This is a genomic window from Mesorhizobium sp. M2A.F.Ca.ET.043.02.1.1, assembly GCF_003952405.1.
Taxonomy (GTDB): domain Bacteria; phylum Pseudomonadota; class Alphaproteobacteria; order Rhizobiales; family Rhizobiaceae; genus Mesorhizobium.
Genome location: NZ_CP034445.1, coordinates 4,371,714 through 4,397,243, shown reverse-complemented (window position 1 = coordinate 4,397,243; position 25,530 = coordinate 4,371,714). Strand labels below are relative to the sequence as shown.

24 protein-coding genes and 1 other RNA gene are annotated in these 25,530 nt (G+C 63.4%); 11 read left to right on the top strand and 14 right to left on the bottom strand.

Features of this window, described 5'->3' with window-relative positions; translation table 11 throughout:
• Position 1: 1 nt before the first annotated feature.
• From nikC to ffs, 9 genes are all read right to left on the bottom strand, one after another.
• Positions 2-922, bottom strand: a complete 921-nt coding sequence (gene nikC, locus EJ068_RS20920) for a nickel transporter permease (protein WP_126079437.1) — start codon at positions 920-922, stop codon at positions 2-4.
• A complete protein-coding gene (locus tag EJ068_RS20915; protein WP_126079438.1) occupies positions 919-1,986 on the bottom strand; it encodes an ABC transporter permease in 1,068 nt (355 codons plus the stop codon). Before EJ068_RS20915 ends, nikC begins: the two co-directional genes overlap by 4 nt.
• A gap of 16 nt (positions 1,987-2,002) precedes the next feature.
• Entirely contained in the window at positions 2,003-3,634 is a 1,632-nt protein-coding gene (locus EJ068_RS20910) for an ABC transporter substrate-binding protein (RefSeq protein WP_127249660.1), read from the bottom strand.
• A gap of 266 nt (positions 3,635-3,900) precedes the next feature.
• Positions 3,901-5,178 (bottom strand): lytic murein transglycosylase, encoded by a 1,278-nt coding sequence (locus tag EJ068_RS20905; RefSeq protein WP_348527546.1) that lies wholly within the window; start codon positions 5,176-5,178, stop codon positions 3,901-3,903.
• A 79-nt stretch (positions 5,179-5,257) separates the two neighbouring features.
• Positions 5,258-5,863 (bottom strand): recombination mediator RecR, encoded by a 606-nt coding sequence (gene recR / locus EJ068_RS20900; protein WP_042639939.1) that lies wholly within the window; start codon positions 5,861-5,863, stop codon positions 5,258-5,260.
• 99 nt (positions 5,864-5,962) lie between these two features.
• A complete protein-coding gene (locus tag EJ068_RS20895; RefSeq protein ID WP_126062881.1) occupies positions 5,963-6,949 on the bottom strand; it encodes a cell wall hydrolase in 987 nt (328 codons plus the stop codon).
• A 218-nt stretch (positions 6,950-7,167) separates the two neighbouring features.
• Entirely contained in the window at positions 7,168-7,491 is a 324-nt protein-coding gene (locus tag EJ068_RS20890) for a YbaB/EbfC family nucleoid-associated protein (protein WP_112127993.1), read from the bottom strand.
• Between the two features lie 22 nt (positions 7,492-7,513).
• Entirely contained in the window at positions 7,514-9,331 is a 1,818-nt protein-coding gene (locus tag EJ068_RS20885; RefSeq protein ID WP_127249662.1) for a DNA polymerase III subunit gamma/tau, read from the bottom strand.
• A 106-nt stretch (positions 9,332-9,437) separates the two neighbouring features.
• Positions 9,438-9,534: signal recognition particle sRNA small type (gene ffs / locus EJ068_RS20880), an RNA gene on the bottom strand.
• 181 nt (positions 9,535-9,715) lie between these two features.
• On the opposite strand from ffs, the gene EJ068_RS20875 reads away from it, so the two are divergent.
• The 4 genes from EJ068_RS20875 (at position 9,716) to EJ068_RS20860 (ending at position 11,834) form a co-directional block, all read left to right on the top strand.
• Entirely contained in the window at positions 9,716-10,135 is a 420-nt protein-coding gene (locus EJ068_RS20875) for an HIT family protein (RefSeq protein ID WP_112127995.1), read from the top strand.
• Between the two features lie 34 nt (positions 10,136-10,169).
• Positions 10,170-11,111, top strand: a complete 942-nt coding sequence (nudC, locus tag EJ068_RS20870) for an NAD(+) diphosphatase (RefSeq protein WP_127249663.1) — start codon at positions 10,170-10,172, stop codon at positions 11,109-11,111.
• 10 nt (positions 11,112-11,121) lie between these two features.
• A complete protein-coding gene (locus tag EJ068_RS20865; protein WP_126079445.1) occupies positions 11,122-11,427 on the top strand; it encodes a Dabb family protein in 306 nt (101 codons plus the stop codon).
• A gap of 155 nt (positions 11,428-11,582) precedes the next feature.
• The gene (locus EJ068_RS20860) at positions 11,583-11,834 is read left to right on the top strand and encodes a type II toxin-antitoxin system Phd/YefM family antitoxin (protein ID WP_127249664.1); all 252 of its coding nucleotides are present in this window, start codon (positions 11,583-11,585) and stop codon (positions 11,832-11,834) included.
• A 24-nt stretch (positions 11,835-11,858) separates the two neighbouring features.
• On the opposite strand, the gene EJ068_RS20855 is transcribed toward EJ068_RS20860, so the two are convergent.
• Both EJ068_RS20855 and EJ068_RS20850 read right to left on the bottom strand, forming a co-directional pair.
• Positions 11,859-12,722, bottom strand: a complete 864-nt coding sequence (locus tag EJ068_RS20855) for a prephenate dehydratase (protein WP_128315004.1) — start codon at positions 12,720-12,722, stop codon at positions 11,859-11,861.
• A 10-nt stretch (positions 12,723-12,732) separates the two neighbouring features.
• Positions 12,733-13,461, bottom strand: coding sequence for a 3-deoxy-manno-octulosonate cytidylyltransferase (locus EJ068_RS20850; protein WP_127249666.1), 729 nt, complete (start codon positions 13,459-13,461; stop codon positions 12,733-12,735).
• Between the two features lie 180 nt (positions 13,462-13,641).
• Between EJ068_RS20850 and EJ068_RS20845 the strand changes: the two genes are divergently transcribed.
• The 7 genes from EJ068_RS20845 (at position 13,642) to EJ068_RS20815 (ending at position 23,088) form a co-directional block, all read left to right on the top strand.
• Entirely contained in the window at positions 13,642-14,304 is a 663-nt protein-coding gene (locus EJ068_RS20845; protein ID WP_127249667.1) for a cytochrome c family protein, read from the top strand.
• A gap of 157 nt (positions 14,305-14,461) precedes the next feature.
• A complete protein-coding gene (locus EJ068_RS20840) occupies positions 14,462-16,342 on the top strand; it encodes an extracellular solute-binding protein (protein WP_127249668.1) in 1,881 nt (626 codons plus the stop codon).
• Positions 16,342-18,219 carry an extracellular solute-binding protein gene (locus EJ068_RS20835; protein WP_127249669.1) on the top strand — a complete coding sequence of 626 codons (1,878 nt, stop codon included), beginning with the start codon at positions 16,342-16,344 and terminating at the stop codon, positions 18,217-18,219. The genes EJ068_RS20840 and EJ068_RS20835 overlap by 1 nt, the downstream gene beginning before the upstream one ends.
• 30 nt (positions 18,220-18,249) lie before the next feature.
• Positions 18,250-19,344, top strand: a complete 1,095-nt coding sequence (locus tag EJ068_RS20830; RefSeq protein ID WP_127249670.1) for a microcin C ABC transporter permease YejB — start codon at positions 18,250-18,252, stop codon at positions 19,342-19,344.
• Positions 19,344-20,483, top strand: coding sequence for an ABC transporter permease (locus EJ068_RS20825; protein ID WP_127249671.1), 1,140 nt, complete (start codon positions 19,344-19,346; stop codon positions 20,481-20,483). Before EJ068_RS20830 ends, EJ068_RS20825 begins: the two co-directional genes overlap by 1 nt.
• Entirely contained in the window at positions 20,480-22,108 is a 1,629-nt protein-coding gene (locus tag EJ068_RS20820) for an ABC transporter ATP-binding protein (RefSeq protein WP_127249672.1), read from the top strand. Before EJ068_RS20825 ends, EJ068_RS20820 begins: the two co-directional genes overlap by 4 nt.
• Before the next feature lie 38 nt (positions 22,109-22,146).
• Entirely contained in the window at positions 22,147-23,088 is a 942-nt protein-coding gene (locus EJ068_RS20815) for a glyoxylate/hydroxypyruvate reductase A (RefSeq protein WP_127249673.1), read from the top strand.
• A gap of 348 nt (positions 23,089-23,436) precedes the next feature.
• Here EJ068_RS20815 and EJ068_RS20810 read toward each other — a convergent pair whose 3' ends face one another.
• The 3 genes from EJ068_RS20810 to EJ068_RS20800 all read right to left on the bottom strand — a co-directional run bounded on the left by EJ068_RS20810 (position 23,437) and on the right by EJ068_RS20800 (position 25,433).
• On the bottom strand, positions 23,437-23,940 hold the full coding sequence (locus EJ068_RS20810; RefSeq protein ID WP_127249674.1) for an AAA family ATPase: 504 nt from the start codon (positions 23,938-23,940) through the stop codon (positions 23,437-23,439).
• Between the two features lie 100 nt (positions 23,941-24,040).
• A complete protein-coding gene (locus EJ068_RS20805; RefSeq protein WP_126062891.1) occupies positions 24,041-24,415 on the bottom strand; it encodes a hypothetical protein in 375 nt (124 codons plus the stop codon).
• Between the two features lie 94 nt (positions 24,416-24,509).
• The gene (locus EJ068_RS20800; RefSeq protein WP_127249675.1) at positions 24,510-25,433 is read right to left on the bottom strand and encodes a methyltransferase domain-containing protein; all 924 of its coding nucleotides are present in this window, start codon (positions 25,431-25,433) and stop codon (positions 24,510-24,512) included.
• Between the last annotated feature and the right edge of the window lie 97 nt (positions 25,434-25,530).

The following is a 25,530-nucleotide window of genomic DNA, read 5'->3' as shown; positions in this document are numbered from 1 at the left end:
CTCATTGGTCGCCACTCCGGGGATCAAGCGCGTCGCGCAGGCCGTCGCCAAGCAGGTTGAAGCCGAGGCTGACGATAAGGATCGCGGCACCTGGGGCCGCGGCCACCCACCACTGGTCGAGGATGAAGCGGCGGCCGGACGCAATCATCGCGCCCCATTCGGGCAGCGGCGGCTGCGCGCCGAGGCCGAGGAAGCCGAGGCCGGCGGCGGTCAGGATGATGCCCGCCATGTCCAGCGTCACCCGGATGATCAGCGAGGAGATGCAGAGCGGCATGATGTGGCGCAGCACGATGCGGACAGGCGAGGCGCCCATCAGTTGCACCGCCTTGATGTAATCGGAGTTGCGCACCGTCAGCGTTTCGGCGCGGGCGATGCGCGCATAGGGCGGCCAGGAGGTGATTGCGATCGCCAGCACCGCATTCTCGATGCCTGGGCCGAGCGCGGCCACGAAGGCGAGCGCCAGCACCAGCTTCGGAAAGGCAAGGAAGATGTCGGTGACGCGCATCAGGATCGTGTCGGTCCAGCCGCCGGCGTAACCGGCGACGGTACCGACCAAAAGGCCGATGGGCGCGGCGATGATGGCGACGAGGATGACCACATAAAGGGTCCAGCGCGCGCCGTAGACGATGCGCGAATAGATGTCGCGGCCAAGGTCGTCGGTGCCGAACCAATGCGCGGCGCTCGGCGCCAGCAGGCGGGCGTTCTTCAGATCGCCGACAGTCGGCGAATAGGGCGCCAGCACATCGGCAAAAGCCGCGACCACCAGCAGCGCGATGATGATGAGCATGCCGACCAGCGCCAGCCGGTTGGCGGAAAAACGCCGCCAGGACACATAGGCGCGGCCGAGCCTTGCCTGCAGGCGCGATGCCGGCCGGTCGCTGAGCAGCCATTCGCGCCTGGATTGGATGGTTTCAGCGCTCATCCGATCTTCGTCCTCGGATCGAGCAGCCGGTAGAGCAGATCGGACAGGAGGTTGATGGCGATGAACACCGAGCCGATGGCGATGGTGCCGCCGAGCACGGCATTCATGTCGGCATTCTGCAGCGAATTGGTGATGTAGAGGCCGATGCCCGGCCAGGAGAAGACGGTCTCGGTCAGCACCGAGCCTTCGAGCAGGTTTGCATAGGAAAGCGCGATCACGGTGACCATGGGCACGGCGGCATTGCGCAGCGCATGGCCCCAGATGACGCGCGTCTCCGACAGGCCCTTGGCACGCGCCGCGACGACATATTCCTGCGCCAGCTCGTTCAGCATGAAGGAGCGGGTCATGCGGCTGATATAGGCGAGCGACAGATAGCCGAGCAGCGCGGCCGGCAGGACGATATGACGCCAGGCGTCGTGGAAGACGTCCCACTGCCCCTGGATCGCGGCATCGAGCAGGTAGAAGCCGGTGATCGGCGTGAAGGTGTATTCATAGACGACGTCGAGCCGCGCAGGGAAAGCGATCCATTGCAGCTTGGCGTAGAACAGCACCAGGCCGAGCAGTCCCAGCCAGAAGATCGGCACGGAATAGCCGATGAGGCCGACGACGCGGGCGATCTGGTCGATCAGGCTGCCGCGCTTGACAGCGGCCAACACCCCGAGCGGCACGCCGATGACGGCACCGATGATCGTGCCCAGCGTCGCCAGCTCGATGGTCGCCGGAAAGACGCGGCGGATATCGGACATCACCGGATTGGTGGTCAGCACCGAGGTGCCGAAGTCGCCCCTCAGCGCTGCTTTGACATAGATGTAGAACTGCTCGATCCAGGGCAGGTCGAGCCCCATCTCGCGGCGCGTGCGCTCGACGACGGCGGTCGGCGCGCGATCGCCGAGGACAGCCAGCACCGGATCGATCGGTATGACGCGGCCGATGAAGAAGGTCACCGCGAGCAGGCCGAGATAGGTCGTCACCGCGACGACCAGGAAGCGGCCGAGCGAGGATAGAATGGCGACGGCGCGGGCGCTGCCGCGCCCTGCCGCCGCCTGGTTTTCAGCTACGCTCACGGGGCGTCCGAGGACGCTATTCCTTCGAGACCGGACCGACGAAGTTGGTGTCGAAGCTCGGGCCGAGCGCGAAGCCCTTGAGGTTCTTGCGCAGCCCCGCCACTTCCAGCTGCTGGTGGATGATGACGAAGGGGCTGGTGTCGAGGATCTTCTGCTGCAGATCCTTGTACATGTCGGCGCGCTTGGCCGAATCCTTTTCCAGAAGCGCCGCCTCGGTCTGCTTGGTCAGGTCCGGGATGTCCCAGGCATTGCGCCAGGCCAAAGTCTTGATCTTGGCGGCGTCGGAATTGTCCGGATTGGAGGCGAAGGTCTGCGCGTTCGAATTGGGATCGAAATAGTCCTGGCCCCAGTTGCCGATATAAATGTCGTGGTTGCGGGCGCGATATTTGGTAAGCGTCTGCTTACCATCGCCTGGGATGATCTCCAACTGGATGCCGGCCTGGCCGAGCGTCTGCTGGATCGATTCCGCCATCCCGGTGGTCGGCTGGCCGGTGCGAACGTCCATCGTCACCTTGAAACCATCCGCCAGGCCGGCCTTGGCGAGCAATTCCTTGGCCTCGGCGACGTCGAGCTTGAACGGGTTGTCGTCGATCGCGCCAAGGTCGCCCTTGGGCAGGAAGGACTGGTGGATCTCGCCGATGCCCTTGAGGATGGTGGTGCTCAGCGCGTCATAGTCGACCAGATATCTGAACGCCTGGCGAACTTCCGGCTTGGCGAGGTTCGGATTCTTCTGGTTGAGGCTGATGTAATAGACCGTGCCCTTCGGCGCGCTGGTGGTGGTGAGGTCAGCATTCTTGGCGATGGCGTCGAGATCGTTCGGCTCGAGGTTGCGGGCGACGTCGATATCGCCCGCCTCCAACGCCAGGCGCTGCGCCGAGCTTTCCTTCATGTTGCGGTAGATGACGCGCGCGAGCTTGGCCTTCTCGCCATTGTAATTGTCATTGCGCTCCAGAACGACGGCTTCGTTGGCGCGCCATTCGCGCAACTTGTATTGGCCTGAACCAGCATAGCCGGTCTTCAGCCAGGCGTTGCCGAAGTCGTTATCCCATTTGTAGTCCGCGCTCGGCGTGACGGCGGCGACATGCTCCTTGACCAGCTTCGAGTCCACGACGGAGGCGACAGTGGCGGACAGGCAGTTGAGCACGAAGCTTGGCGCGTAACCCTTGTCGACGACGAACTGGAAGGTCGTGTCATCGACCGCCTTGGCCTTTTCGGTGACATTGTCGCCGCTGATGCCGAACTGGTTGATGATGAAGGCCGGGCTCTTGTCGAGCTTGATGGCGCGCTCGAAGGAATAGGCGACGTCGGCCGCGGTGATCGGATTACCGGAGGCGAACTTCATGCCGGGCTTGAGCTTGAAGGTGTAGGTCAGGCCGTCGTCGGACACGGTCCAGCTCTCGGCGAGGTCGGGCTTGACCTTGGAGGTGTCGCTGAGATCGAGGCGGACCAGCAGATCATAGGTGTTGCCGGTGACTTCGGCGGTCGACAGCTCGAACGCCTCGCCTGGATCCATCGAGATGATGTCGTCGATGGCGAAGCCTTCGACCAGCGTGTCGGCGGGCGTGACGGCGAAGGCAGGCGTCGCGAGCAGCGCGGTCATCGCCACACCTGCAAGCAAGCTACGGACGGCAAACTTTTCCAGCATCATGATGATCGTTCCCTGTTCTTGTTGACCTGAGTTCCCGGCTCAGGGCGTATTGTTCTTGGCAAGGCCGGCAACGGCTTTGCCCGCTTACCGTCGTGTTTTTTGTCCAGTTGGTCAACTCCCTATTCGTTGCCGTCCGCTCGGCCGCATGGATTTTTACCAGACGGCATATCGGACCAAATGGGCGGCGATCCGTCGACCCATGCGCCGGCTAATTGCAGCCGCCGATCGAGAAAAATCTGCCTGTGTTCGAGCCCTGGAAGTCGCCGCTATTTCAACTGCGCGACCAAGCCTGCATCTGGAAAGCAGGTGGCGGGCTTGCCGTTCTTGGCCTGCCAGACGCCGATCGAGCGGCGCGTCTTGAAGCCGGGCAGGCCGTCGGCGCTGCCGACGTCGTAGCCCTTGGCTTCCAGCGCCCGCTGCAAGGCGGCGATGTCGGAGCGGTGCAGATCGCCGACCGGCCCCCAACCGCCGGCAAAGGTGGCGTCGCCCTTGGCGATGCGGTCGGCGGCATGGCCGATGAACAGGCCATAGAGATCGCTGTTGTTGTATTGCTTGATGACATAGAAGTTCGGCGTGACGATGAAGGCAGGTCCGCTGCGCCCGGCCGGCATCAGCAAAAGGCCCTCGGCCCTCAATTCGCTTGCCTGAAACGCCTTGTTGTCGGCGCGCCTGATGCCCATCGTCACCCAGTCGGATATCTTCTTGCCCTGATCGGGTCCTTCGAGCGCACAGGAAACGCTTGCCGGCACGGTCACCTCGACGCCCCAGCCGCGCCCCCTCACCCAGCCATAGTGGACGAGGTAGTTGGCGATCGAGGCGAGCACGTCGGGCGTCGAATTCCAGATGTCGGGCCGGCCATCGCCGTCGAAGTCGACGGCGTGCTTGAGGAAAGAGGTCGGCATGAATTGCGGCTGGCCGAGCGCGCCGGCCCAGGACGACTTCATCGCATTGACCGGCGCCAGCCCGCGCTCGACGATGTCGAGCGCCGCCAGCACCTCGGTGCGGAAGAAGTCTTTCTTGGTCGACATGAAGGCCTTGGTGCCCAGCACCTCGAAGGCATCGTAGGGCATCTTGGCCGCGCCGAAGCCGGTCTCGCGGCCCCAGATCGCCAGAACGATCTCGCCCGGCACGCCATAGCGCTTCTCGATCAGCCCGAGCACTCTCGAATTGGCGCTCTCGCGCGCCCGCCCGCCCGTGGTGACGGCGCGGATGATCTTCTCGGCGAAATAGTTGGCTGGCGGGCCGAACTCGGCCTGATGCTGCTTCTCAGGTGTCGTGGGCTTTTCGCCGGGCAGGACGAGATCTGGCAGCTTGAGGTTCGGCTTCACGCCGAGGAAGGCCTCGTCGAAGGTCTTTTTCGAGATGCCTTTGGATTTGGCTTCGGGCCAGAGATCGGTTTGAAGCCAGGCCTGGAACTGGTCGTCGATGGAGGCGGCGTGGGTGGGAGTGGTGAGAATGAGGCTGAATATTGCCAGCAGAAGAAATGCGAGGCTGTATTTGGAAAAGCCTCGTTCTGTCGCCCCCCTCTCTGTCCTGCCGGACAGTCCGGCAGGACAGAGAGGGGGGCCTGGCGCCAACTTCGAAGGATTTATTCCAGTCATTCCCCGCCCCCTCCGCAGTCCCTCAAAACGCCGTCCTTGACCTCAGCGCCGCGGCCAGCGTGCCTTCGTCGAGATAATCCAGCTCGCCGCCGACCGGCACGCCATGCGCCAGCCGCGTCACCTTCACATCGAAGCCGGACAGCTGATCGGTCAAGTAGTGCGCGGTCGTCTGCCCCTCGACGGTGGCGTTGACTGCGAGGATGACTTCCTTCACCTCGCCGCCGGCGATGCGGTCAACCAGGGAGCGGATGTTGAGCTGGTCGGGACCGATGCCGTCGAGCGGCGACAGCGTGCCGCCGAGCACGTGGTAGCGCACGTTCATGGCGGCCGCGCGCTCCAGCGCCCAGAGGTCGGAGACATCCTCGACGACGATCAGCGTGCCAGCGTCGCGGCGTGGATCGGTGCAGATCATGCACGGGTCGGAGGTGTCGACATTGCCGCAGGTCGAGCAGATGCGCACCTTGTCGACCGCCTCGCCCATGGCGGCGGCCAAAGGCTCGAGCAGCTGCTCCTTCTTCTTGATGAGATGGAGCGCGGCGCGCCTGGCCGAGCGCGGCCCAAGCCCCGGCACCTTGGCCAGGAGCTGGATCAGGCGTTCGATTTCCGGACCGGCGATTCTCTTCGACATCGCCCTGATCTAGGATTTTTCCGAGCGGTTTGGAACAGCCGCAACGACACAGGGCCCGCCATGCTGCCATGACGGGCCCTGCGTCGGATGCAATCGGGTTCAGTTGGTTTCGAGCGGCCGGTCCTGGCTGACGATCATCGCGCCGATCGCGTCGGTGTTCTCAGGCGTCGACTGGAAGCCCATCGACGCTTCCTGCGTCGCTTTGGGCACCGAGGTGATGTAGCGGCCCTTGAGCGTGCCGCCAAAACGCGAGGCGTCCGGCTCGGCCATCGGCTCCTGCATAGCCACGACCGTCGGCTTCTGCGCGAGGCGGCCGGATTTCTGCGACGGCGCAGCAGCGGCCGTCACATAGGTCTGTTCGGCCGGAACGATTGCCGCCTTGGCCGGAAGCGTCGGTTCGGCAGCGTTCATCGCGGCCTGCTTGGCCGGATCTTGCCGCACGATCGTCTTGACCACCGGCTCGGCGGAAGCCACCAGCACGGGCGCGGTTGGGTCGATTTTCTGCTGCTTGCCGGAGGCCATGGCGACCATCGGCTCGTCCGGAAGCGGCTGCCAGTTGCGGCCGCGCTTCTCATAGAAGGCGTTGCCGCCGGCCACCATCGTGTAATGCATGTTGTTATAGGGGAAACGCAGGCCGGCGGTGTGGAAATACATCGTGTTCTTGAGCTTGGCCTTGCGCTCGCCTCTCAGCACCGCGTCGGCGGCTTCCTCGACATCGGGCAGCGCCCTGGAATTCATCGGCCGCGTCAGAACGCCCGGCGCGAACTGGCCTTTCTCGCCGACGACCTCGCAGATGGTGTTGCCATGCTGGCCCGAACGCAAACGGTTCATCACGACCGTGCCGACGGCGATCATGCCGTCGCGGCTCGACCGGTTGGACTCGAAGAACATCGCCCTTTGCAGGCATTCCTTGTCCTTCAGCGAGTGGCTGGAGGAACGCGTGAGGAAGCTCGGCGTCAGCGCGTCGGTCAGTCCCGACACCGACATGCCATGGGAGGAAGTGGTCTGGCTGCAGCCGGCCAGGAGCAAGGGGGAAGTGACGATGCCGATAAGCAGCAGCGGCGTCTTCCATCGCGTCGCGATCACCAAAAAAGCCTCATGTCCAAGATGCCAGCCCGCCCCGAGATGTGGCAAGAATGAGACTCTTTCAGGCAAAAAGATGGCTAGATGGTTAGCGACTTCTGGACTTGGGTAAAACTTTATGAAAGCCGCGAAATGAGCCCGTGAGCATTGCCGGCAAAATGGTTAATATTGCCGTCCGGGCTCGATTTCCGTTCATAATCAATTGACTGGCGGAGGCCGCCTCAGAACGGCAATTTCATTCCGGGCGGAATCGGCAGGCCCGCCGTCAACGCCTTGGTTTTCTCCTGCATGACCTGCTCGACCTTACTTTTGGCGTCATTGTGGGCGGCCAGGATGAGGTCCTCGAGGATCTCGGCTTCGTCCGCCTTGATCAGCGACGGATCGATCTTCAACGCCTTCATCTCGAACTTGCCGGTGAGCGTGATGCTGACGAGGCCGCCGCCGGCCTGGCCGGTGGCTTCAAGCGTGGCGATCTCGTCCTGCATGGCCTGGAACTTGGCCTGCATTTCCTTCGCCTTGCCCATCAGGCCGAGAAGATCTTTCATCGGATGGTCCTCTAAGATTGTTTCAGATTTCGTCGTCGTCGGACGCGGGCTCGACCGGAACTTCGGCTTCGGCCTCTTCCACGTCCGGCACATCCGGAATGCGCACGTCGATGATCTTGGCGCCCGGGAAGCGAGCGAGGATGGCCGCGACAGTCGGATCCGCCTTGGCGTCGGAGAAGGCGTTCTCGCGCTTGGTCGTCTCCATCTCGGCCAGTGTCTGGCCGCCCTCTTCCTTCGACAGCGACACCAGCCAGTTGCGGCCGGTCCAGGCGCGCAGCTTGGACGTCAAGTCGTTGAGCAGCATCTTCGGCGCGTCGTCGGTCAGGGTGACGTCGAGACGGCCGGGCTCGATGCGCACCGGCCGAACGCAGCGTTTCAGCAGCACCTTGAAGGCGATGTCGCGATTGGCGTCGGCGAGCGCGACGATGTCGGCCAGCGATTTGACCGGAACGACAGGCGCTTCGGCGACCGGCGCCGGTTGCGGAACGTAGGCCTCCGGCACAGGCTGCGCATCGACCAGCCGCATCGTCTGAGCGCCGCCATTTGAACTGGGCATCCGCGCCTGCGCCACGGCACTGGCGCCGCCGCCATTGCCCGGATTGGCCGGTGCGCCATTGGCGCGCGGCGCGCCGTTCGGCAGCGGGCCTGCGCCTTCCAGCGATTTCAGCGCCTCGTCCAGCGTCGGCAGGTCGGCGGCATGCGCCAGCCTGATCAGCACCATCTCGCCGGCGCTGACCGGCCGGTTGGAGGACTGCACCTCGGGAATGCCCTTGAGCAGCATCTGCCAGGTCCGCGACAGCACGCGCACTGACAATGTGCCTGCGAATTCGGCGCCGCGTCGGCGCTCGTCCTCGGAAAGCGACGCGTCGTCGGCCGCGGCCGGCACGAAGCGCAGGCGGGTGACGAGGTGGTTGAACTCGGCAAGATCGGTGAGCACGGCGGCCGGATCGGCGCCGGTGTCGTATTGCGCACGGAACTCGGCAAGCGCCGCCGCCACCTCGCCTTTCATGACATATTCGAACAGGTCGATGATGCGGGCGCGGTCGGCGAGGCCGAGCATGGCGCGCACCGCATCGGCGCTGACGGTGCCGCTGCCATGGGCGATCGCCTGGTCAAGGATGGAGAGCGAATCGCGCGCCGAGCCCTCGGCGGCCCGCGCGATCATCGCGAGCGCCTCGTCGTCGACGGAAATGCCTTCCTTGGCGGCGATCGAGGACAGATGCCCGACCAGCGCGCCGGCATCGATGCGCCTCAGGTCGAAGCGCTGGCAGCGCGATAGGACCGTGATCGGCACCTTGCGGATCTCGGTGGTGGCGAAGATGAATTTGACGTGCGGCGGCGGCTCTTCCAGCGTCTTCAGCAGGCCGTTGAAGGCCTGGGTGGAGAGCATGTGCACTTCGTCGATGATGTAGACCTTGTAGCGGGCCGAGACCGGCGCATAGCGCACCCGGTCGATGATGTCCCTGATGTCGTCGATGCCGGTGTGCGAGGCGGCGTCCATCTCGATGACGTCGACATGGCGGCCTTCCATGATCGCCTGGCAATGCTCGCCGGGGATCGAAAGGTCGACGGAGGGCTGGTCGACGGCCGCGGTCTTGTAGTTGAGGGCCCGCGCGAGGATGCGCGCTGTCGTCGTCTTGCCGACGCCGCGCACGCCCGTCAGCATCCAGGCCTGGGCGATGCGGCCGGTGGCAAAGGCATTGGTCAGCGTGCGGACCATCGGCTCCTGGCCGATCAGCTCGGAGAAATTCGAGGGACGATATTTACGCGCCAGGACGCGATAGGCGCCGGCCTTGCCGGTCTCCAGGCTTTCCGTCCCCAAGTTTCCGGCTTCGCTCATTCGCCGTCAAAAGCTCCCAGGACCGCGACGGAAGGCGGCCGATTCCTGCGCATAGTCTCGCCCGCACGGCTTGGCGCCGTCAATGTCGCGGGAGAAAGGCGAAGAGGTGGGAGGCTGGAACAATGACCCGTTCCGGGCTCGTTAGGGCTGCTTCCTTCCGGACCTGACCCGGTTGGCGAGTGGATCGTCCACCACCAACCTCCCGCGCTCCATATCGGCAATTCAGCGGCGAAATGCAAGGGCAGAGCCGGAGCCTGCGGCCATATGGAGACCGGAAAGTCCTTCAAATCGCCAAGAGCGGTCAATGAATCGCTTGCAGCCACCTTGCCGCCGCTCTAGCGTTCGTTGGTTTGAAGAATGATACAAGAAACAAAGGAAACGCCAATGCTGCCTGGCCTCAAGGCCGGTTTCACGCTGGACGCCCGTCTGGAGGCGGACAGCGAGCAGCTTATGTGGCTTGGCCTTTGCGAACTCCGATTGATGAATGATCGCCGCTGGCCGTGGCTAGTGCTGGTGCCGCAGCGTCCGGGCATCGAGGAGTTGCACGAGATGACGCCGCTCGACCAGGCGATGCTGACCTTCGAGACCAATATGGTGGCGCAGGCGCTGAAGCGGGTGACCGGCTGCACCAAGATAAACACCGGCGCTCTGGGCAACATCGTGCGCCAGCTGCATGTCCATGTCGTCGCCCGCTCCGAGGGCGACCCCGGCTGGCCGGGTCCGGTCTGGGGGCACGGCATACGCGAACCCTATCAGCGCTCCGATATCAGGCGGTTTGCCGAAACGATCAAGGCGGCGTTATAAGCTGACCAGTGTCCACCAGCATACCTGAGTCCCCATGAGCTTCCGCCTGTTTGACGCGCCTTTGCGCGAGCCGAGCCAGTTTGTCGGGTTCGCCGGCAACCGGATCGACCGGCAGTCCGAGAACCGCGCCGACGACGCGGTCGAAAAGGCGCTGGCCGACCAGACCACGCGGCTGATGCTGATGCATGCCGGCCGGCTTTACCTCAAACTCGATGACGGCAAATTCGACCCCTGGTTCAACGTGGCCGAGAGCGAGACCTTCGATGTCTCGCTCGACCGTGGCGTGCTGCTCGGCTTCTCAGAGGAAGGCCCGGTGCTGGCCGTGCCGGCGGGCGTCGAGCCGGAAATTCTCCCCGAGACGGTCAAGGCGATCGACTATCGTTCCGTCTATATGCAAGGGCTGATCAACGAGGCGGCGGCCGGCGCGCTGGCGCAAGGGGCGGCGCTGCTCGCTTGGCACGCCAGCCACGCCTTCTGCTCGAAATGCGGGAACCGCTCGGAGATGCGCGCCGGCGGCTACAGGCGCCACTGTCCGGCCTGCGGCACCGACCATTTCCCGCGCACCGACCCGGTGGCGATCATGCTGACGGCAACGCGCGAGAAATGCCTGCTGGGGCGCGGCCGGCATTTCGCCCCGGGCATGTATTCGGCGCTTGCCGGCTTCATTGAGCCGGGCGAGACGATCGAGGCGGCGGTGCGGCGCGAGACGCTGGAAGAGGCCGGCATCCGGCTCGGCCGCGTCGTCTACCATGCCAGCCAGCCCTGGCCGTTCCCCTATTCGCTGATGATCGGCTGCTTCGGCGAGCCGCTCAACGAGGATATCCAGGCTGACCTCAACGAGCTGGAGGATTGCCGCTGGTTCTTCCGAGTTGAGGTGCGCACGATGCTGGACAGGACGCATGCCGACGGCTTGATTACGCCGCCGAAAGGGGCGATCGCCCATCACCTCATCCGCGCCTGGGTCGACAGCGAATAGGAGCGCAAGAATGATCCGTCATACCGTGGTGTTCACCTTGAAGCACGAGCCGCATTCGCTGGAGACAAAGCGCTTCCTGCACGACGCGAAGAAAATCCTTACCGGGATCAAGGGCGTCACGCATTTCGAGCAGCTGCGGCAGGTGAGCCCGAAGAACGACTATCAGTTCGGCTTCTCGATGGAGTTCGCCGACCAGGCGGCCTACACGCGCTACAACGAGCACCCCGACCACGTCGCGTTCGTGCGCGATCGCTGGGTGCCGGAGGTCGAGAAGTTCTTGGAGATCGACTACGTGCCGTTGGGCGCGGTGATCTAAGCGCAAGTCGTTGTAAAACAGGTTGAGCCGCCAGGCACACTCCTACAGGGCGGCACAACCAATCACTTGATATGGCTGGTCATCCATTCGCTCAATCTTGCAATTCCTGCAAGCGGATCAGATGTGGTTACGCAATCTCGTTTTGCGAAAGTGATATGATCACTACGCTTTCATGCCGTGAACTCAAACAGGATCTTGGCCGCGCAAAACGCGCTGCCAAGGACGGCCCTGTGATCATCACCGACAGTGGGCGGCCAGTGCATGTCCTCATGTCGTTCGATGAATATAAACGGCTCACCGGCAAAACGCGGTCGCTCGGTGACATGCTGGCTATGCCGGAGGTGGGTGACCTTGATTTGCCGCTGCCGCCCCGCACGGAACACGCCCTACCAGTAGACTTGTCCTGATGCTGTAGCTCGATATTCGTGGCCCTAATCAGCCACCTTCCACTGCTCGCGCGAGGCGCTCGCCGGATAGACGCCGAGGATGCGCATCTCGCGCGAGAAGAAGCTCAGCTCGTCAAGCGCCAGCTTGACCAGCGGATCGTTCGGGTGGCCTTCGATGTCGGCGTAGAACAGCGTCGCGGTGAAGGCCCCTAACTGGTAGCTCTCGAGCTTGGTCATGTTGATGCCGTTGGTGGCGAAGCCGCCCATGGCCTTGTAGAGCGCGGCAGGCACGTTGCGGACGCGGAAGATGAAGGTCGTCATCATCTTGGCGTCCGGCGTGGGCCGCTCCACCCATTGCTTGTTCTTGGTCAAGACGACGAAGCGGGTGACGTTGGAGTCGGTGTCCTCGACATTCTTCTCGATGATGTCGAGCCCATAAAGCTCTGCGGCAAGAGCCGGCGCCAGCGAGGCCATGGTGCGGTCCTTGACCTCCGACACCATCTTCGCCGAACCCGCCGTGTCACCGGCGATCACCGGCTTCCAGCCGTTCTTGCGGATATATTTGCGGCACTGTCCCAACGCGTGGATGTGGCTGTGCACGGTCTTGATCTCTTCGCGCTTCACTCCCGGCAGCACCATCAGCTGGAAGTGGATCGGCAGGAAATATTCGCCGACGATGTGCAGCTTCGATTCCGGCAACAGGTGATGAATGTCGGCGACGCGGCCGGCGATCGTGTTCTCGATCGGGATCATGGCGAGCTCGGCCTTGCCGGTCTCGACCGCATTGAAAGCATCCTCGAAGGTCGGGCAGGGCAAAGGGTCCATGGTGGGGAACATGTTGCGGCACGCCGTGTCGGAATTGGCGCCGGGTTCGCCCTGGAAGGATATTCTGTTGGTCTTTGCGGTCATGCGGATGGTCTCAGCTTGAAAGGATCTGCCTGGCGCGTTCCAGGTCGTGCGGCGTGTCGACGCCAAGCGGCAGCGACTGAACGATCTCGGCGTCGATGCGCATGCCGGCTTCCAGCGCCCGCAATTGCTCCAGCCGCTCGCGGCGCTCCAGCGGCGAGGGCTTGAGCGCCACGAAGCGTTCGAGCGCTGCACGGCGATAGGCGTAGAGGCCGATGTGATGGTAGAGCGGCCCCTCGCCCCAGGGCGCGGTGGCGCGGGTGAAATAAAGCGCTTTCAGCCGTGTCGCGGATCGCGGCGAGCCGACGATCTTGACGACATTCGGGTTGGTCTTCTCCTCGTCGCGCACGATCTCGACGCCGAGCGTGGCGATGTCGACCGATCTGTCCTCAAACGGCCGCAGCGACGCGCCGATGATCTCGGGATCGATGGTCGGCAGGTCGCCCTGCACGTTGACGATCGTTTCCACTTGCTTTTCAGGGTCGACGGCGGTCAGCGCCTCGAAGATGCGGTCCGAGCCCGATTCGTGACCAATGCGGGTCATGACCGCCTCGAAGCCATGCGCCCGCACGGCCTCAGCGACAGCTTGCGTGTCGGTCGCCACCACGACGCGGCCGAGCCCAGCCTCGGCGGCGCGGCGGGCGACATGGACGATCATCGGCGCGCCCGCAATGTCGGCCAGCGGCTTGCCCGGCAGGCGCGTCGAGGCCATGCGGGCGGGGATCAGGATCAAGGTTGACATCGGATTTTGGAGCGGTCGAAAAAAGTGGCAAAAGGTCTCACTGGAGGCGCCCTTATAGGTGTTGCAACGCCAGAGCAAAAGACCTAGTTTCCGCCCGGTTTGACTGGCCTTTCAGGGCAGTCGCGATACCGACGGACGGAGTGGACGGGACGGTCCGCCGGAAAAGGGAGCAAGGGGCGTATGGATTCCAACGAAGTCAACAAGCTGCTCGGCGGATTTCTGGGAACCTGCTTCATCGTCTTTTCGATAGGCCTCGTCTCGGACGGGCTGTTCGCCTCGCCCGCCCCCGAAAAGCCCGGCTTCGCCATCGAGGCGCAGGAGCCGACCGAAGGCGGCGCGGCCGCGCCGGCCGCGGCTGAAAAGCCGATCGCCGATCTGCTCGCCAGCGCCAGCGCCGATGCGGGCGCCGCCATCTTCAAAAAGTGCCAGGCCTGCCATTCCGGCGAAAAGGGCGGTCCGAACAAGGTCGGTCCGGATCTCTGGGACATCGTCGACCGCCCCGTCGCCGAGCACGAGGGCTTTGCCTATTCGTCCGGCATGAAGGATTTCTCCAAGGGCGGCCAGGAGCACTGGAACTACGACAACCTCAACCACTTCATCACCTCGCCGAAGAAGTTCGTGAAGGGCACGGCGATGGGCTTCGCCGGCCTGCCGAAGGAAGAAGACCGCGCCAATGTGATCGCCTATCTGCGCACGCTGTCGGACAATCCGAAGCCGCTGCCGCAGCCGGGCGCCGCCGCCGACGCCTCGGCGAAGCCTGCCGAAGCCGCCAAGCCGGCGGATGGCGCAGCTAAACCGGCCGAAGGAGCCGCCCCGGCCAAGCCCGCGGCGCCTGCTCAATAAACAATTTGTAATGGTGATATCCTCAGAAAAGCCGGGTTCGTCCCGGCTTTTCTGTTAGGAAACCTGCATAGGCGGCGACAAAGCCGGCACTTGCGGTTTCCACCGGCGTCAAATGATCTAGATTGCGGGTGGTTGGAACTAGCGACGAGGAGAACGCATGAAGGTTGGCCGCTTCCGCACGCTTTTCGCATCGGCGCTGGCGCTCGCCTTCGCCGCCAGCCTGCAGGCCAGCTTCGCCGATGAGTGGCACACGACATCGTCGCTGATCGGACCTTCCAAATACGGCGAGAACTTCCAGCGTTACGATTACGTCAATCCGGATGCGCCGAAGGGCGGCACTTACAATGCCGTCGCTATAGGGACCTTCGACAGCTTCAACCCGTATATAGTGCAAGGGTCGCCCGCCGCCGGCTTCGCCGATTTTGGTGGCGGCCTGCTTTACGACACGCTGATGGAACAGGCCACCGACGAAGGCAGCGTCAGCCACCCGCTGATCGCAGACGCCTTTAAGTACCCTGCCGATTTTTCCTCGGCCACCTACCGGCTCGATCCGCGCGCCAAATGGCATGACGGCAAGCCGATCACCGTCGACGACGTGGTCTGGTCATTCCAGGTGCTGAAGGCCAACAGCCCCAGATACAACCGTTATTTCGAGAACGTGACCGAGGCGGTCGCGATCTCGGATCGCGAGGTCGAGTTCCATTTCAACCAGAAGGGCAATCGAGAGCTGCCCAAGATCCTCGGCGATCTTGTCGTTTTGCCGAAGCATTGGTGGGAAGGCACCGATGCAAGCGGCAAGAAGCGCGACATCACCAGGCCGACGTTGGAGCCGCCGCTGGGCTCCGCCGCCTACAAGATCGCCAGCTTCAGGCCCGGTTCGGAGATCGTCTGGCAGCGGGTGCCCGACTATTGGGGGGCCAAGCTGCCGGTGAAGATCGGCCGCGAGAATTTCGACACGCAGCACTTCACTTACATCCTCGACGACAACGCCGCATGGCAGGCCTTCACCAAAGGTGGACTTGACGACACTCATCGCGAGATGAGTTCGCGCAGATGGGCGACGTTCTACAACTTCCCGGCCTTCAAGGCTGAGGACGTGATCAAGAAAACCTTCGAGAGCGAGCATGCGCAGCCCATGCAGGGCTTCGTATTCAACCAGCGGCGACCGCTTTTCCAGGACCGCAGGGTGCGTGAGGCGCTGACCCTGCCCTTCGACTTCGAGACGATGAACAGGACGTTGTTTTTCGGTTTCAACACCAGAACATCGAGCTATTTCCAGGGCACCGAACTGGCGTCAAGCGGGCTGCCGCAAGGCAAGGAGCTGGATATCCTGGAGAAGTATCGCGATAAGCTGCCCCCCGAATTGTTTACGCAGGAGTTCAAGCTGCCTGTCTACGACTCGCCTCAGGCTGAGCGGAAATACCTCAAACAGGCAGTTGATCTTCTTGCTCAGGCCGGCTGGCAGATAAAAGGCGGCAAGATGGTCAACGCGAAGACCGGCGCGCCGCTTAAGTTCGAGATACTGGGTTCGAACGATACCGACCAGATCATCTCCAGCCCTTACATCGCCAACCTGCGCAAGATTGGGGTTGACGCCACCCTACGCATCATCGACCAGACCCAGTATATCAACCGTATCAATCATTTCGACTTCGACGTGGTGACGACGGTGCTTCAGCAATCTGAATCGCCCGGCAACGAGCAGCGCGAATTCTGGAGTTCTAAGGCAGCACAAACCCCGGGATCGCGTAATCTGATGGGCATCCAGGACCCGGTCGTCGACGCCCTGATCGATCGGATCATTTTCGCCACCGATCGCGCCGACCTTGTCGCCGCCACCCATGCCCTTGACCGGGTGCTCTTGTGGAACTTCTACGTTCTGCCGCAGTACTATCGATCGGCTGTCTGGTATGCCTATTGGAACAAGTTCGGCATGCCGGAAAAGCAGCCGGCGTATCTCGGCGCCGACATCGATTCCTGGTGGATCGACCCCGCGAAGGAAAAGGCGCTGGCCGCCAAGTACAAGGGCCTCAATTGATGGAGCGGCGGACTTTGCTTCCTCGCCGCGATTTCCTGGCGCTCGGCGCCGCAGCCACTGCCGCCGCACTGCTGCCAGGCCGGGCGTTTGCCGACACGCCGACCGGCGTCAAGCTGCACGGCCTGTCGGCCTTCGGCGACCTGAAATACAAGCCCGACTTCACGCATTTCGACTATGTCAACGTCGATGCGCCGCAAGGCGGCACCTTCAATTTCTCGCCGCCCAATTGGGGCGCCAACCAGAGTCCGCAGACCTTCAACACGCTGAATTCCTTCGTCCCCAAGGGCGATTCCCCGCAGCGCATGGAGATGTGCTTCGATACGCTGATGGCGAGGGCGCTCGACGAGCCTGATGCTGTTTACGGGCTGATCGCCGAAAGCGTGACGATTTCTGACGACCGCAACAGTTTCACCTTCTCGCTGCGCCCGCAGGCACGGTTCCACGATGGTTCCCCGCTGACTGCGGAAGACGCCGCCTTCACCTTCAAGCTGCTGAAGGACAAGGGGCATCCCGACTACGCGCTGTCGCTGACCCACCTCGACGACGCGGCAGCCGTCGACGTTCACACGCTGCAGCTCAAATTCTCAGGCAAGCAGTCGGCCCGCACCATCCTGAACGTGGTCGGATTCCCGATCCTTTCGAAAGCCTTCTTCACCGCCAATCCCTTCGACTCCTCCCAGCTCAACCCGCCGCTCGGCTCAAGCGCCTACAAAGTCGGGCGCTGGTCGGCGGGCGCCTGGGTCGAATATGAGCGCGTGGCCGACTATTGGGGCAACGACCTGCCGGTCAACCGCGGCCAGAACAATTTCGGACGCATCCGCATCGAATTCTACCAGGATCGCACAGCCGGGTTCGAGGCCTTCAAGAAGGGCGAGATCCTCTACCGCGAGGAGTTCACCTCGCGCGTCTGGGCGACGGCTTACGCCTTTCCGGCCTTTACCGCCGGCAAGGTGATCAAGCATGAGTTCCCGGCCGAGACCACGCCTTCCATGCAGGCCACCGCGGTCAACCAACGGCGCGAGCAATTCAAGGACCCACGCGTGCGGCAGGCGATCGCGCTCTGCTTCGATTTCGAATGGACGCGGCGCAACTTCTTCTATGGCTCCTATGAACGCTCGCAGTCCTGCTTCGAGAAATCCGACTTCCGGGCTACGGGCATGCCGTCGCCGCAGGAGCTGGCGCTGCTTGAACCGCTGCGCGACCAGCTGCCGCCGGAGACCTTCGGTGAAGCGGTGACGCAACCGCCATCGGATGGGTCCGGACGAGACCGCAAGCAACTGAGCGCTGCGCTGAAGCTGCTCGCACAGGCTGGCTGGAAACGCTCAGGCGATTTCGTGCTCAATGACAAGGGCGGCCGGCTGGCCGCTGAATTTCTGGTCGACGACGAGACCTTCGTGCAGGTCTATTCGCCTTGGGTCGCCAACATGAAAGCCATCGGCATCGATGCCTCGATCCGCCTGGTGGATTCGGCGCAGTACCAGCTGAGGCAATCAACATTCGATTTCGACCTGCTCTCGGCCGCCTTCAATTTCAGCGCCACGCCGACCCGCGACGATCTGGAGATCTTCTTCCACTCGCGCAGCGCCGCGGTGTCGGGCTCGCGCAACCTGTCGGGCGTTGCAAGCCCAGCCGTCGATGCGCTGATCGATGCCGTCGGCGCCGCCAAGGACCGTGAAAGCCTGACCACCGCCATGCGCGCGTTGGACCGGGCCTTGCGCGCGCGGCGCGATTGGATTCCAAGTTGGTATCTGGCGAATCACCGAAGCGCCTATTGGGACATGTTCGGCTTTCCAGGGCAGAAACCCGATTTCGGCTTTCCGGTCGAGGCGCTGTGGTGGTTCGACAAGGGCAAGGCGGCAAAGATTGGCAAAGCCTGACATGATCATCCGCGCGGGGCCTGTCGCCTGATGGGCGCCTATATCCTGCGCCGCATTCTTCTCATGATCCCGACGCTGTTCGGCATCATGGCGATCTCCTTCGCGGTCATCCAGTTCGCGCCGGGCGGCCCGGTCGAGCAGGTGATCGCCAAGCTGACCAACCAGGGCGGCAACGACCGCCTCGGCAGCGGTGGCGGCGACGCCGGTGGCGGCAATCTCGACGTGGCCGGCGATGTCGGCTCGAAATATCGCGGCGCGCAGGGGCTCGATCCTGAATTCATCAAGAAGCTGGAAAAGCAGTTCGGCTTCGACAAGCCGCCGCTCGAGCGCTTCGGCATGATGCTGTGGAATTATATCCGCTTCGATTTCGGCGACAGCTATTTCCGCGATATCTCGGTGCTGAACCTGATCCTGGAGAAGATGCCGGTCTCGATTTCCATCGGTCTGTGGATCACGCTTCTGTCCTACCTGATCTCGATCCCGCTCGGCATCCGCAAGGCGGTGAAGGACGGCTCGACCTTCGACGTGTGGACCAGCGGCGTCGTCATCGTCGGCTATGCCATTCCCGGTTTCCTGTTCGGCATCCTTCTGATGGTGCTGTTCGCCGGCGGTTCGTTCTGGGACTGGTTCCCGCTGCGCGGCATCGTTTCGGACAATTGGGACCAGCTGTCCTGGCCCGCCAAGATCGCCGACTATTTCTGGCATATGACGCTGCCGCTGACGGCGCTGGTGCTGTCGGCCTTCGCCACGACGACGCTGCTGACCAAGAACTCTTTCCTCGAAGAGATCCGCAAGCAATATGTCGTGACGGCGCGCGCCAAGGGCCTGTCGGAGCACAAGGTGCTCTACGGCCACATCTTCCGAAACGCCATGCTGATCGTGATCGCCGGCTTCCCCGGCGCCTTCATCTCGGCCTTCTTCACGGGCTCGCTGCTGATCGAGAACATCTTCTCGCTCGACGGCCTCGGCCTGCTCGGCTTCAAGTCGGTGATCGACCGCGACTATCCGGTGGTGTTCGCCACCCTCTACATCTTCTCGCTGCTTGGCCTGTTCGTCGGCCTGTTGTCCGACCTGATCTACACCTGGGTCGATCCGCGCATCGACTTCGAGCGGAGAGACATCTGATGGCCGAGGCTGCGATCGAAAGCGCGCCGGCCAGGCCTAGCAGGCCATTCCTGTCGCCGCTCAACCAGAGGCGGCTGCAGAATTTCAAGGCCAACCGGCGCGGTTACTGGTCGCTCTGGATCTTCCTGCTCCTGTTCGTGCTGTCGCTGTTTTCCGAGCTGATCGCCAATGACAAGCCGATCATCGCCTCCTACAAGGGCGAGATCCTGTTTCCGGTCCTGGTCGCCTATCCGGAAGAGAAGTTCGGTGGTTTCTACGCCGTCACCGACTATCGCGATCCGGTCATCCAGGACGAGATCAATGCCAATGGCTGGATGATCTGGCCGCCTGTCCGTTACTCCTATCAGACCGTCAACAACGCCATTCCAGAGCCGGCGCCGGCAAAACCATCCTGGCTTTACGACAAGAACAAGCGCTGCGGCCAATACCCGAAGGGAGAGGCCGACGAGAACTGCGTTGTCGGCAACTGGAACTGGCTGGGCACCGACGACCAGGCCCGCGACGTGCTGGCCCGAGTGCTCTACGGCTTCCGCATCTCGGTTCTGTTCGGGCTGATCCTGACGCTCGGCTCGTCGCTAATCGGCGTCGCGGCCGGCGCGGTGCAAGGCTATTTCGGCGGCTGGACCGACCTTCTCTTCCAGCGTTTCATCGAGATCTGGTCGGCCATCCCGGTGCTTTACCTGCTGCTCATCGTCTCGGCCATCCTGCCGCCCGGCTTCTTCATCCTGCTCGGCCTGATGCTGCTGTTTTCCTGGGTGGCCCTGGTCGGCGTGGTGCGGGCCGAATTCCTGCGTGCCCGCAACTTCGAATATGTCAACGCGGCGCGCGCGCTCGGCGTGCCAAACCTCACCATCATGTTCCGGCACCTGTTGCCCAACGCCATGGTGGCGACGCTGACCTTCCTGCCCTTCCTGCTCTCCGGCTCGATCTCGACGCTGACCTCGCTCGACTATCTCGGCTTCGGCCTGCCGCCCGGCTCGGCCTCGCTCGGCGAATTGCTGAAACAGGCGCAACGCAACCTCAACGCGCCCTGGCTCGGCATTTCCGGCTTCATCGTGATCTCGCTGATGCTGTCGCTGCTGGTCTTCATCGGCGAGGCGACGCGCGACGCCTTCGATCCGCGCAAGACGTTCAAATGAGCGAAGCCCTGCTGTCCGTCCAAGATCTGAGCGTCGCCTTCGCGCAGGGCGGCAAGCAGTCCATCGCCGTCGACCATGTCTCGTTCGACATCGGCAAGGGCGAGACGGTTGCCCTGGTCGGCGAATCCGGCTCGGGCAAATCGGTATCGGCGCTGTCGGTGCTGAAGCTCCTGCCCTATCCCGCCGCCAGCCATCCCTCGGGCAGAATCCTGTTCAGCGGCGCCGACCTGCTCGCCATGAACGAGAAGGCGTTGCGCGGCGTGCGCGGCAACAAGATCACCATGATCTTCCAGGAGCCGATGACCTCGCTCAACCCGCTGCACACGATCGAGCAGCAGATCGTCGAGGTGCTGCAACTGCATCAAGGCCTGCGCGATGCTCCGGCCAGGGCGCGCACGCTGGAGCTGCTCAACGAGGTCGGTATCCGCGAGCCGGAGAAACGTCTCGATGCCTACCCGCACCAGCTCTCCGGCGGCCAGCGCCAGCGCGTCATGATCGCCATGGCTTTGGCTAACGAGCCGGAGCTTTTGATCGCCGACGAGCCGACGACGGCGCTCGACGTGACCGTGCAGGCGCAGATCCTCCAGTTGCTCGCGGAGTTGAAAAGCCGCAAGGGCATGTCGATGCTGTTCATCACGCACGACCTCGGCATCGTCAGAAAGATCGCCGACCGTGTCTGCGTGATGACCAAGGGCAAGATCGTCGAGACCGGGCCGACCAAGGAGATCTTGGCCAACCCGCAACATCCTTACACGAAGCATCTCTTGGCCGCAGAGCCGAAGGGCAAGCCGCCTGCGGCAGACCCGGGCGCCAAATCCGTCATGGCGGGCAAGGACATGAAGGTCTGGTTCCCGATCAAGAGGGGCTTCTTCCGCAAGACCGTCGACCATGTGAAGGCCGTGGACGGCATCGACGTCACCGTGCGCGCCGGCCAGACGCTGGGCGTGGTCGGCGAATCCGGTTCGGGCAAGACGACGCTCGGGCTGGCGCTCGCGCGGATGATCTCCTCGACCGGCACGATCAACTTTAACGGACGCGACATCAACCAGCTCTCCTTCAGCGCCATGCGGCCGCTCAGGCGCGAATTGCAGATCGTTTTCCAGGACCCGTTCGGATCGCTCAGCCCACGCCTGTCGGTTTCCGAGATCATCGAGGAAGGGCTGAAGATCCACGAGCCGAAGCTCTCGCCCGACCAGCGCGACGACAAGGTGGTCGCCGTGCTGAAGGAGGTCGGTCTCGATCCGGAAACGCGCCATCGCTACCCGCACGAGTTCTCCGGCGGCCAGCGCCAGCGCGTCGCCATCGCGCGCGCCATGGTGCTCAATCCGCGCTTCGTCATGCTCGACGAGCCGACCTCGGCGCTCGACATGAGCGTGCAGGCGCAGGTGGTCGATCTTTTGCGTAACCTGCAGGCCAAGCACAATCTCGCCTATCTCTTCATCAGCCACGACCTCAAGGTCGTCCGCGCCCTTGCCAATGACGTCATCGTCATGCGCAATGGCAAGGTCGTCGAAGCGGGACCTTCCGAACAGATCTTCGGCAGCCCGCAGACCGACTATACGCGGGCGCTGATGGCGGCGGCCTTCAAGATCGAGACGGCGCCGACCGGCGTGGTCAGCGAATAGGCCCGGCTGGATTGACGTAACAAGGACTGAATCCGCAAATGGAAAAAGGCAAAATCCTGCTTGCCGTCACGGCCTTTCATCCGCAGCGCTGGCATCAGCTGCTGGCGGCCGAGCGCGAGGTGGTGCTGGAGCCGGCAGGCGCCAACGATCCCTCGATCGCCTACGCGGTGGTGTGGAAACATAAGCCGAACCTGCTCTCCGGGCTGCCCAACCTGCGAGCCATCTTCTCGGTCGGCGCAGGCGTCGACCATATCTTCGCCGATCCCGGCCTGCCCGACGTGCCGATCGTCAGGGTGGTCGCCGACAATCTCACCCAATACATGACCGAGTATGTCGTCTGGCGGGTGCTCGATCACCATCGGCACGGCATGCTCTACCGGGCGCAGCAGCCGAAGAAGATCTGGCACGAGCCGCCGCAGCGCCCGGCCGGCGACATTTCCGTCGGCATCATGGGCCTCGGCCATCTCGGCCGCGCGGCGGCATCGGTGCTTTTGTCGCTCGGCTTTGCCGTCAACGGCTGGTCGCGCACCGACCGGCCGATGAAAGGTGTTTCGACCTATGCCGGCGAGGCGGGGCTGATCCCCTTCCTCAACGCCACCGATATTCTCGTCGTGCTGTTGCCGCTGACGCCGCAAACCCAGGGCATCGTGAATTACGGGCTGCTCAAGGAGTTGCGCCGGCGCAACGGGCTTGGCGGCGCGGTGCTGATCAATGCCGGTCGCGGACGCCTGCAGAAGGACGCCGACATCGTGCGCGCGCTGGACGACGGCACGCTGAAGGAAGCGAGCCTCGACGTGTTCGAGGTCGAGCCGCTGCCCAAGACAAGCCCGCTGTGGAGCCATCCGAAAGTCTTTATCACGCCACACGCGGCGGCGACATCGGATCCGGCTCATCTGGTGCCAGCCATGCTGCGGCAGATGGATGCGTTCGAGCGCGGCGAGAAGCTCGAAAACCTGGTCGACCGCGAGGCCGGATATTAGTTGCCTTGGCAGACCCCATGCCTTGGCGATTGGCCGAGACGCCTGTCGCGGTCGTCATCCACGGGCGGAGCAAGGAGCGTAGCGACGCGCGCAGACCCGAGGATCCATGCCGTGACTTGGAAGCGCCGCTGCGGTCCAGAATTCTGCACCGTTGCACACTTCGGTCTCGGTAACGGAATGGATTCTAGGGTCTGCGCGCGTCGCTACGCTCCTTGCTCCGCCCTAGAATGACGAGGTTCAGGAGCCTCCAGTTCATCGCCAGCGTTTGGGCGTTCCGGCCAATCTCCAAAGCATGCCACCTGCCAACGCAAAACACAGCCGACCGGTCAAAACCCCTGTGCGGTGCCACTAGTTCAGGCTCAAACCCCAGTCCCGGAAACATTGCTTGATTGCACTCACCGAGGACAGCCGCAGCTTCGGCAGGTCGATCGCATCCAGCATCGCGCTGTATAGCTTGCGATTTCGCGGCGTGAATACGGCGATATGGTGGATCATGTCCCATTTGACGCTGTCGCGCCCGCCTTCCAGGGCGCCGTGCCTGCCGGTCTCGAACAGGGATCGCCGGAAATAACGCAGCAAGCTGATGGGTGTGGATACGTCCAGCAGGATCAAGCCGGTCGCGCGCCGGAAACGCTGGGGCATGCAAACCGAGTAGTTGCCATCCATCACCCAGCGCTGCCCAGCTATCGCGGCATCGTGCAGAGCAATGAATTCGTCCTTTGAACGCGGCTCCCAGTCTGTATTGGGCAGATGATGAAGCACGTCCAGATGAACTGCCTCCAGACCGCGCTTGCGCGCGATTGCGTTGGCAAGGGTGGACTTGCCGCTGTTGGACGGTCCCAGGATGCAGATGCGTTCGCCGAGGTGAGAGGTTCATCGGTGGTCTTTCAAGCGCGATCAAACGCTCGTCGATGCAGCAGAGCGCCCAAACGGAATACGGAATATCGGACGCTCAGGAAGGCTGCGAGCCGGGCAGTCCGAACGTCTCCTTCTTCTTCGGCTTGCCGCAGTCGCGGCGCTCGATCGAGCGGTTCATGGCGTCGATCTCGCCGCTCGCCTTGTTGCTGGCGCGCTGCGCCTTGGAGCGCATGTCCGGCGTGAACGGCCCGAAGCCCATCGCCGGATTGGAGAAGCTCGGCTTGGCCGTGATCGGCAGACTGTTCTGCTGCGCCAGCTGGTTGCGCTGCGCCAGCAATTGATCGCAAGGCACATCGTCATATTGCAATGAGGATTGGACGTCCTCGTCCTGGCGCTCGGCCATCGACGTGCCGCCGACACAGCCGGCGACGGTCAGGCAGGACGCCAACACAACCATGGTCCAGCGCATGGATTTCTCCTCGTGATGTCTGCCCCGCGCCACCCCGACCATGCCATTCAGGCTTTTTCGCAGCAAGGCCGGGCTCATGAGAGTGCCGGATTGCTCACCCGGCAGATGCAGCGGCAAAGCCGGCCACAATGGCCAGGCCCTCGACGGGATCATGCCGATCGTGCCGGATAACCACGCTTTCCAGAGACAGGACTGCAAGCCCGTTGGCCGAGAGCACGCGCCGCGCATAGGCCTCGGAATGGGCGTAGCGCCGCGACGGCCGCAGAGCGAAATCATCGCTGCCGGCAAGCGTCTCGAGCGAAAAGGCGATCAGGCCGTCCTCGGCAAGCGTGCCGACCACCGCGCCGACGATGCGTTCGAGCGCGCCCAGATAGATGAACACGTCGGCCGCGACCACGAGGTCGGCCCCCGCGCCGGAGTGGGAAAAATGCTGAAGGTCGGCCTTGGCCAGCAGGTCGTAGATGCCCTTGGCCTTTGCTTTGCTGAGCATGGCGGCCGAGATGTCGTAGCCCTCCAGCCGGTCGACGAACGGGCGCAGCCTTTCGCCCATCAGGCCGGTGCCGCAGCCGAGGTCGATGGCCAGCCGGAACCGGCCGGGCCTTGCCTTGCGGATGGCCTGGCCGAGGAAGTCCGGCAGCCGATAGCCCAACTTCCCGACAAGCGACTCCTCGAAACTGTCGGCGTAGTGATCGAACAAGGTCTCGACAAAGGCGCTGGGAGGCGCAGGCGACGCGGGCGCCTTGCCGATCAGTTGAAGCTTGAGCGCGGCGCCAAGGCGGTCCGCGGGGTCCAGCTTCAGCACCATGACCCAGGCCTGCGCGGCCTGATCGAGGCGGTCAGCCGCCTCCTGCATTTCGCCGAGGCGAAACCAGCCGGCGGCCCATCGCGGCGCCAGTTCCAGCGCGCCGAGCAGGAGCTCCGCCGCCTGCGCGGGCTCGCCCGAGGCGAGCAGCATCTCGGCGAAATCGGCGCGACGGTCGGCAGTCAAATCGCCCGAGGAGGCCTGGAGCGGTTTCATTCGTGAGGAATCCCACCGTGGATGCGGAGCCGGCGGCTGGCTTTAAGATGAGTCAGCAGTCTCTTGCAACGGGCTTCCCGCGCTGAATTTAGCCACT

Coding starts and splice junctions, on each gene's coding strand:
- EJ068_RS20840 (WP_127249668.1), top strand. CDS start 14,462: ATGAAGGTTGGCCGCTTCCGCACGCTTTTCGCATCGGCGCTGGCGCTC.
- EJ068_RS20910 (WP_127249660.1), bottom strand. CDS start 3,634: ATGATGCTGGAAAAGTTTGCCGTCCGTAGCTTGCTTGCAGGTGTGGCG.
- EJ068_RS20805 (WP_126062891.1), bottom strand. CDS start 24,415: ATGCGCTGGACCATGGTTGTGTTGGCGTCCTGCCTGACCGTCGCCGGC.
- EJ068_RS20885 (WP_127249662.1), bottom strand. CDS start 9,331: ATGAGCGAAGCCGGAAACTTGGGGACGGAAAGCCTGGAGACCGGCAAG.
- nikC (WP_126079437.1), bottom strand. CDS start 922: ATGAGCGCTGAAACCATCCAATCCAGGCGCGAATGGCTGCTCAGCGAC.
- EJ068_RS20890 (WP_112127993.1), bottom strand. CDS start 7,491: ATGAAAGATCTTCTCGGCCTGATGGGCAAGGCGAAGGAAATGCAGGCC.
- EJ068_RS20860 (WP_127249664.1), top strand. CDS start 11,583: ATGATCACTACGCTTTCATGCCGTGAACTCAAACAGGATCTTGGCCGC.
- EJ068_RS20865 (WP_126079445.1), top strand. CDS start 11,122: ATGATCCGTCATACCGTGGTGTTCACCTTGAAGCACGAGCCGCATTCG.
- nudC (WP_127249663.1), top strand. CDS start 10,170: ATGAGCTTCCGCCTGTTTGACGCGCCTTTGCGCGAGCCGAGCCAGTTT.
- EJ068_RS20835 (WP_127249669.1), top strand. CDS start 16,342: ATGGAGCGGCGGACTTTGCTTCCTCGCCGCGATTTCCTGGCGCTCGGC.
- EJ068_RS20855 (WP_128315004.1), bottom strand. CDS start 12,722: ATGACCGCAAAGACCAACAGAATATCCTTCCAGGGCGAACCCGGCGCC.
- EJ068_RS20820 (WP_127249672.1), top strand. CDS start 20,480: ATGAGCGAAGCCCTGCTGTCCGTCCAAGATCTGAGCGTCGCCTTCGCG.
- EJ068_RS20850 (WP_127249666.1), bottom strand. CDS start 13,461: ATGTCAACCTTGATCCTGATCCCCGCCCGCATGGCCTCGACGCGCCTG.
- EJ068_RS20875 (WP_112127995.1), top strand. CDS start 9,716: ATGCTGCCTGGCCTCAAGGCCGGTTTCACGCTGGACGCCCGTCTGGAG.
- EJ068_RS20830 (WP_127249670.1), top strand. CDS start 18,250: ATGGGCGCCTATATCCTGCGCCGCATTCTTCTCATGATCCCGACGCTG.
- EJ068_RS20825 (WP_127249671.1), top strand. CDS start 19,344: ATGGCCGAGGCTGCGATCGAAAGCGCGCCGGCCAGGCCTAGCAGGCCA.
- EJ068_RS20815 (WP_127249673.1), top strand. CDS start 22,147: ATGGAAAAAGGCAAAATCCTGCTTGCCGTCACGGCCTTTCATCCGCAG.
- recR (WP_042639939.1), bottom strand. CDS start 5,863: ATGTCGAAGAGAATCGCCGGTCCGGAAATCGAACGCCTGATCCAGCTC.
- EJ068_RS20845 (WP_127249667.1), top strand. CDS start 13,642: ATGGATTCCAACGAAGTCAACAAGCTGCTCGGCGGATTTCTGGGAACC.
- EJ068_RS20800 (WP_127249675.1), bottom strand. CDS start 25,433: ATGAAACCGCTCCAGGCCTCCTCGGGCGATTTGACTGCCGACCGTCGC.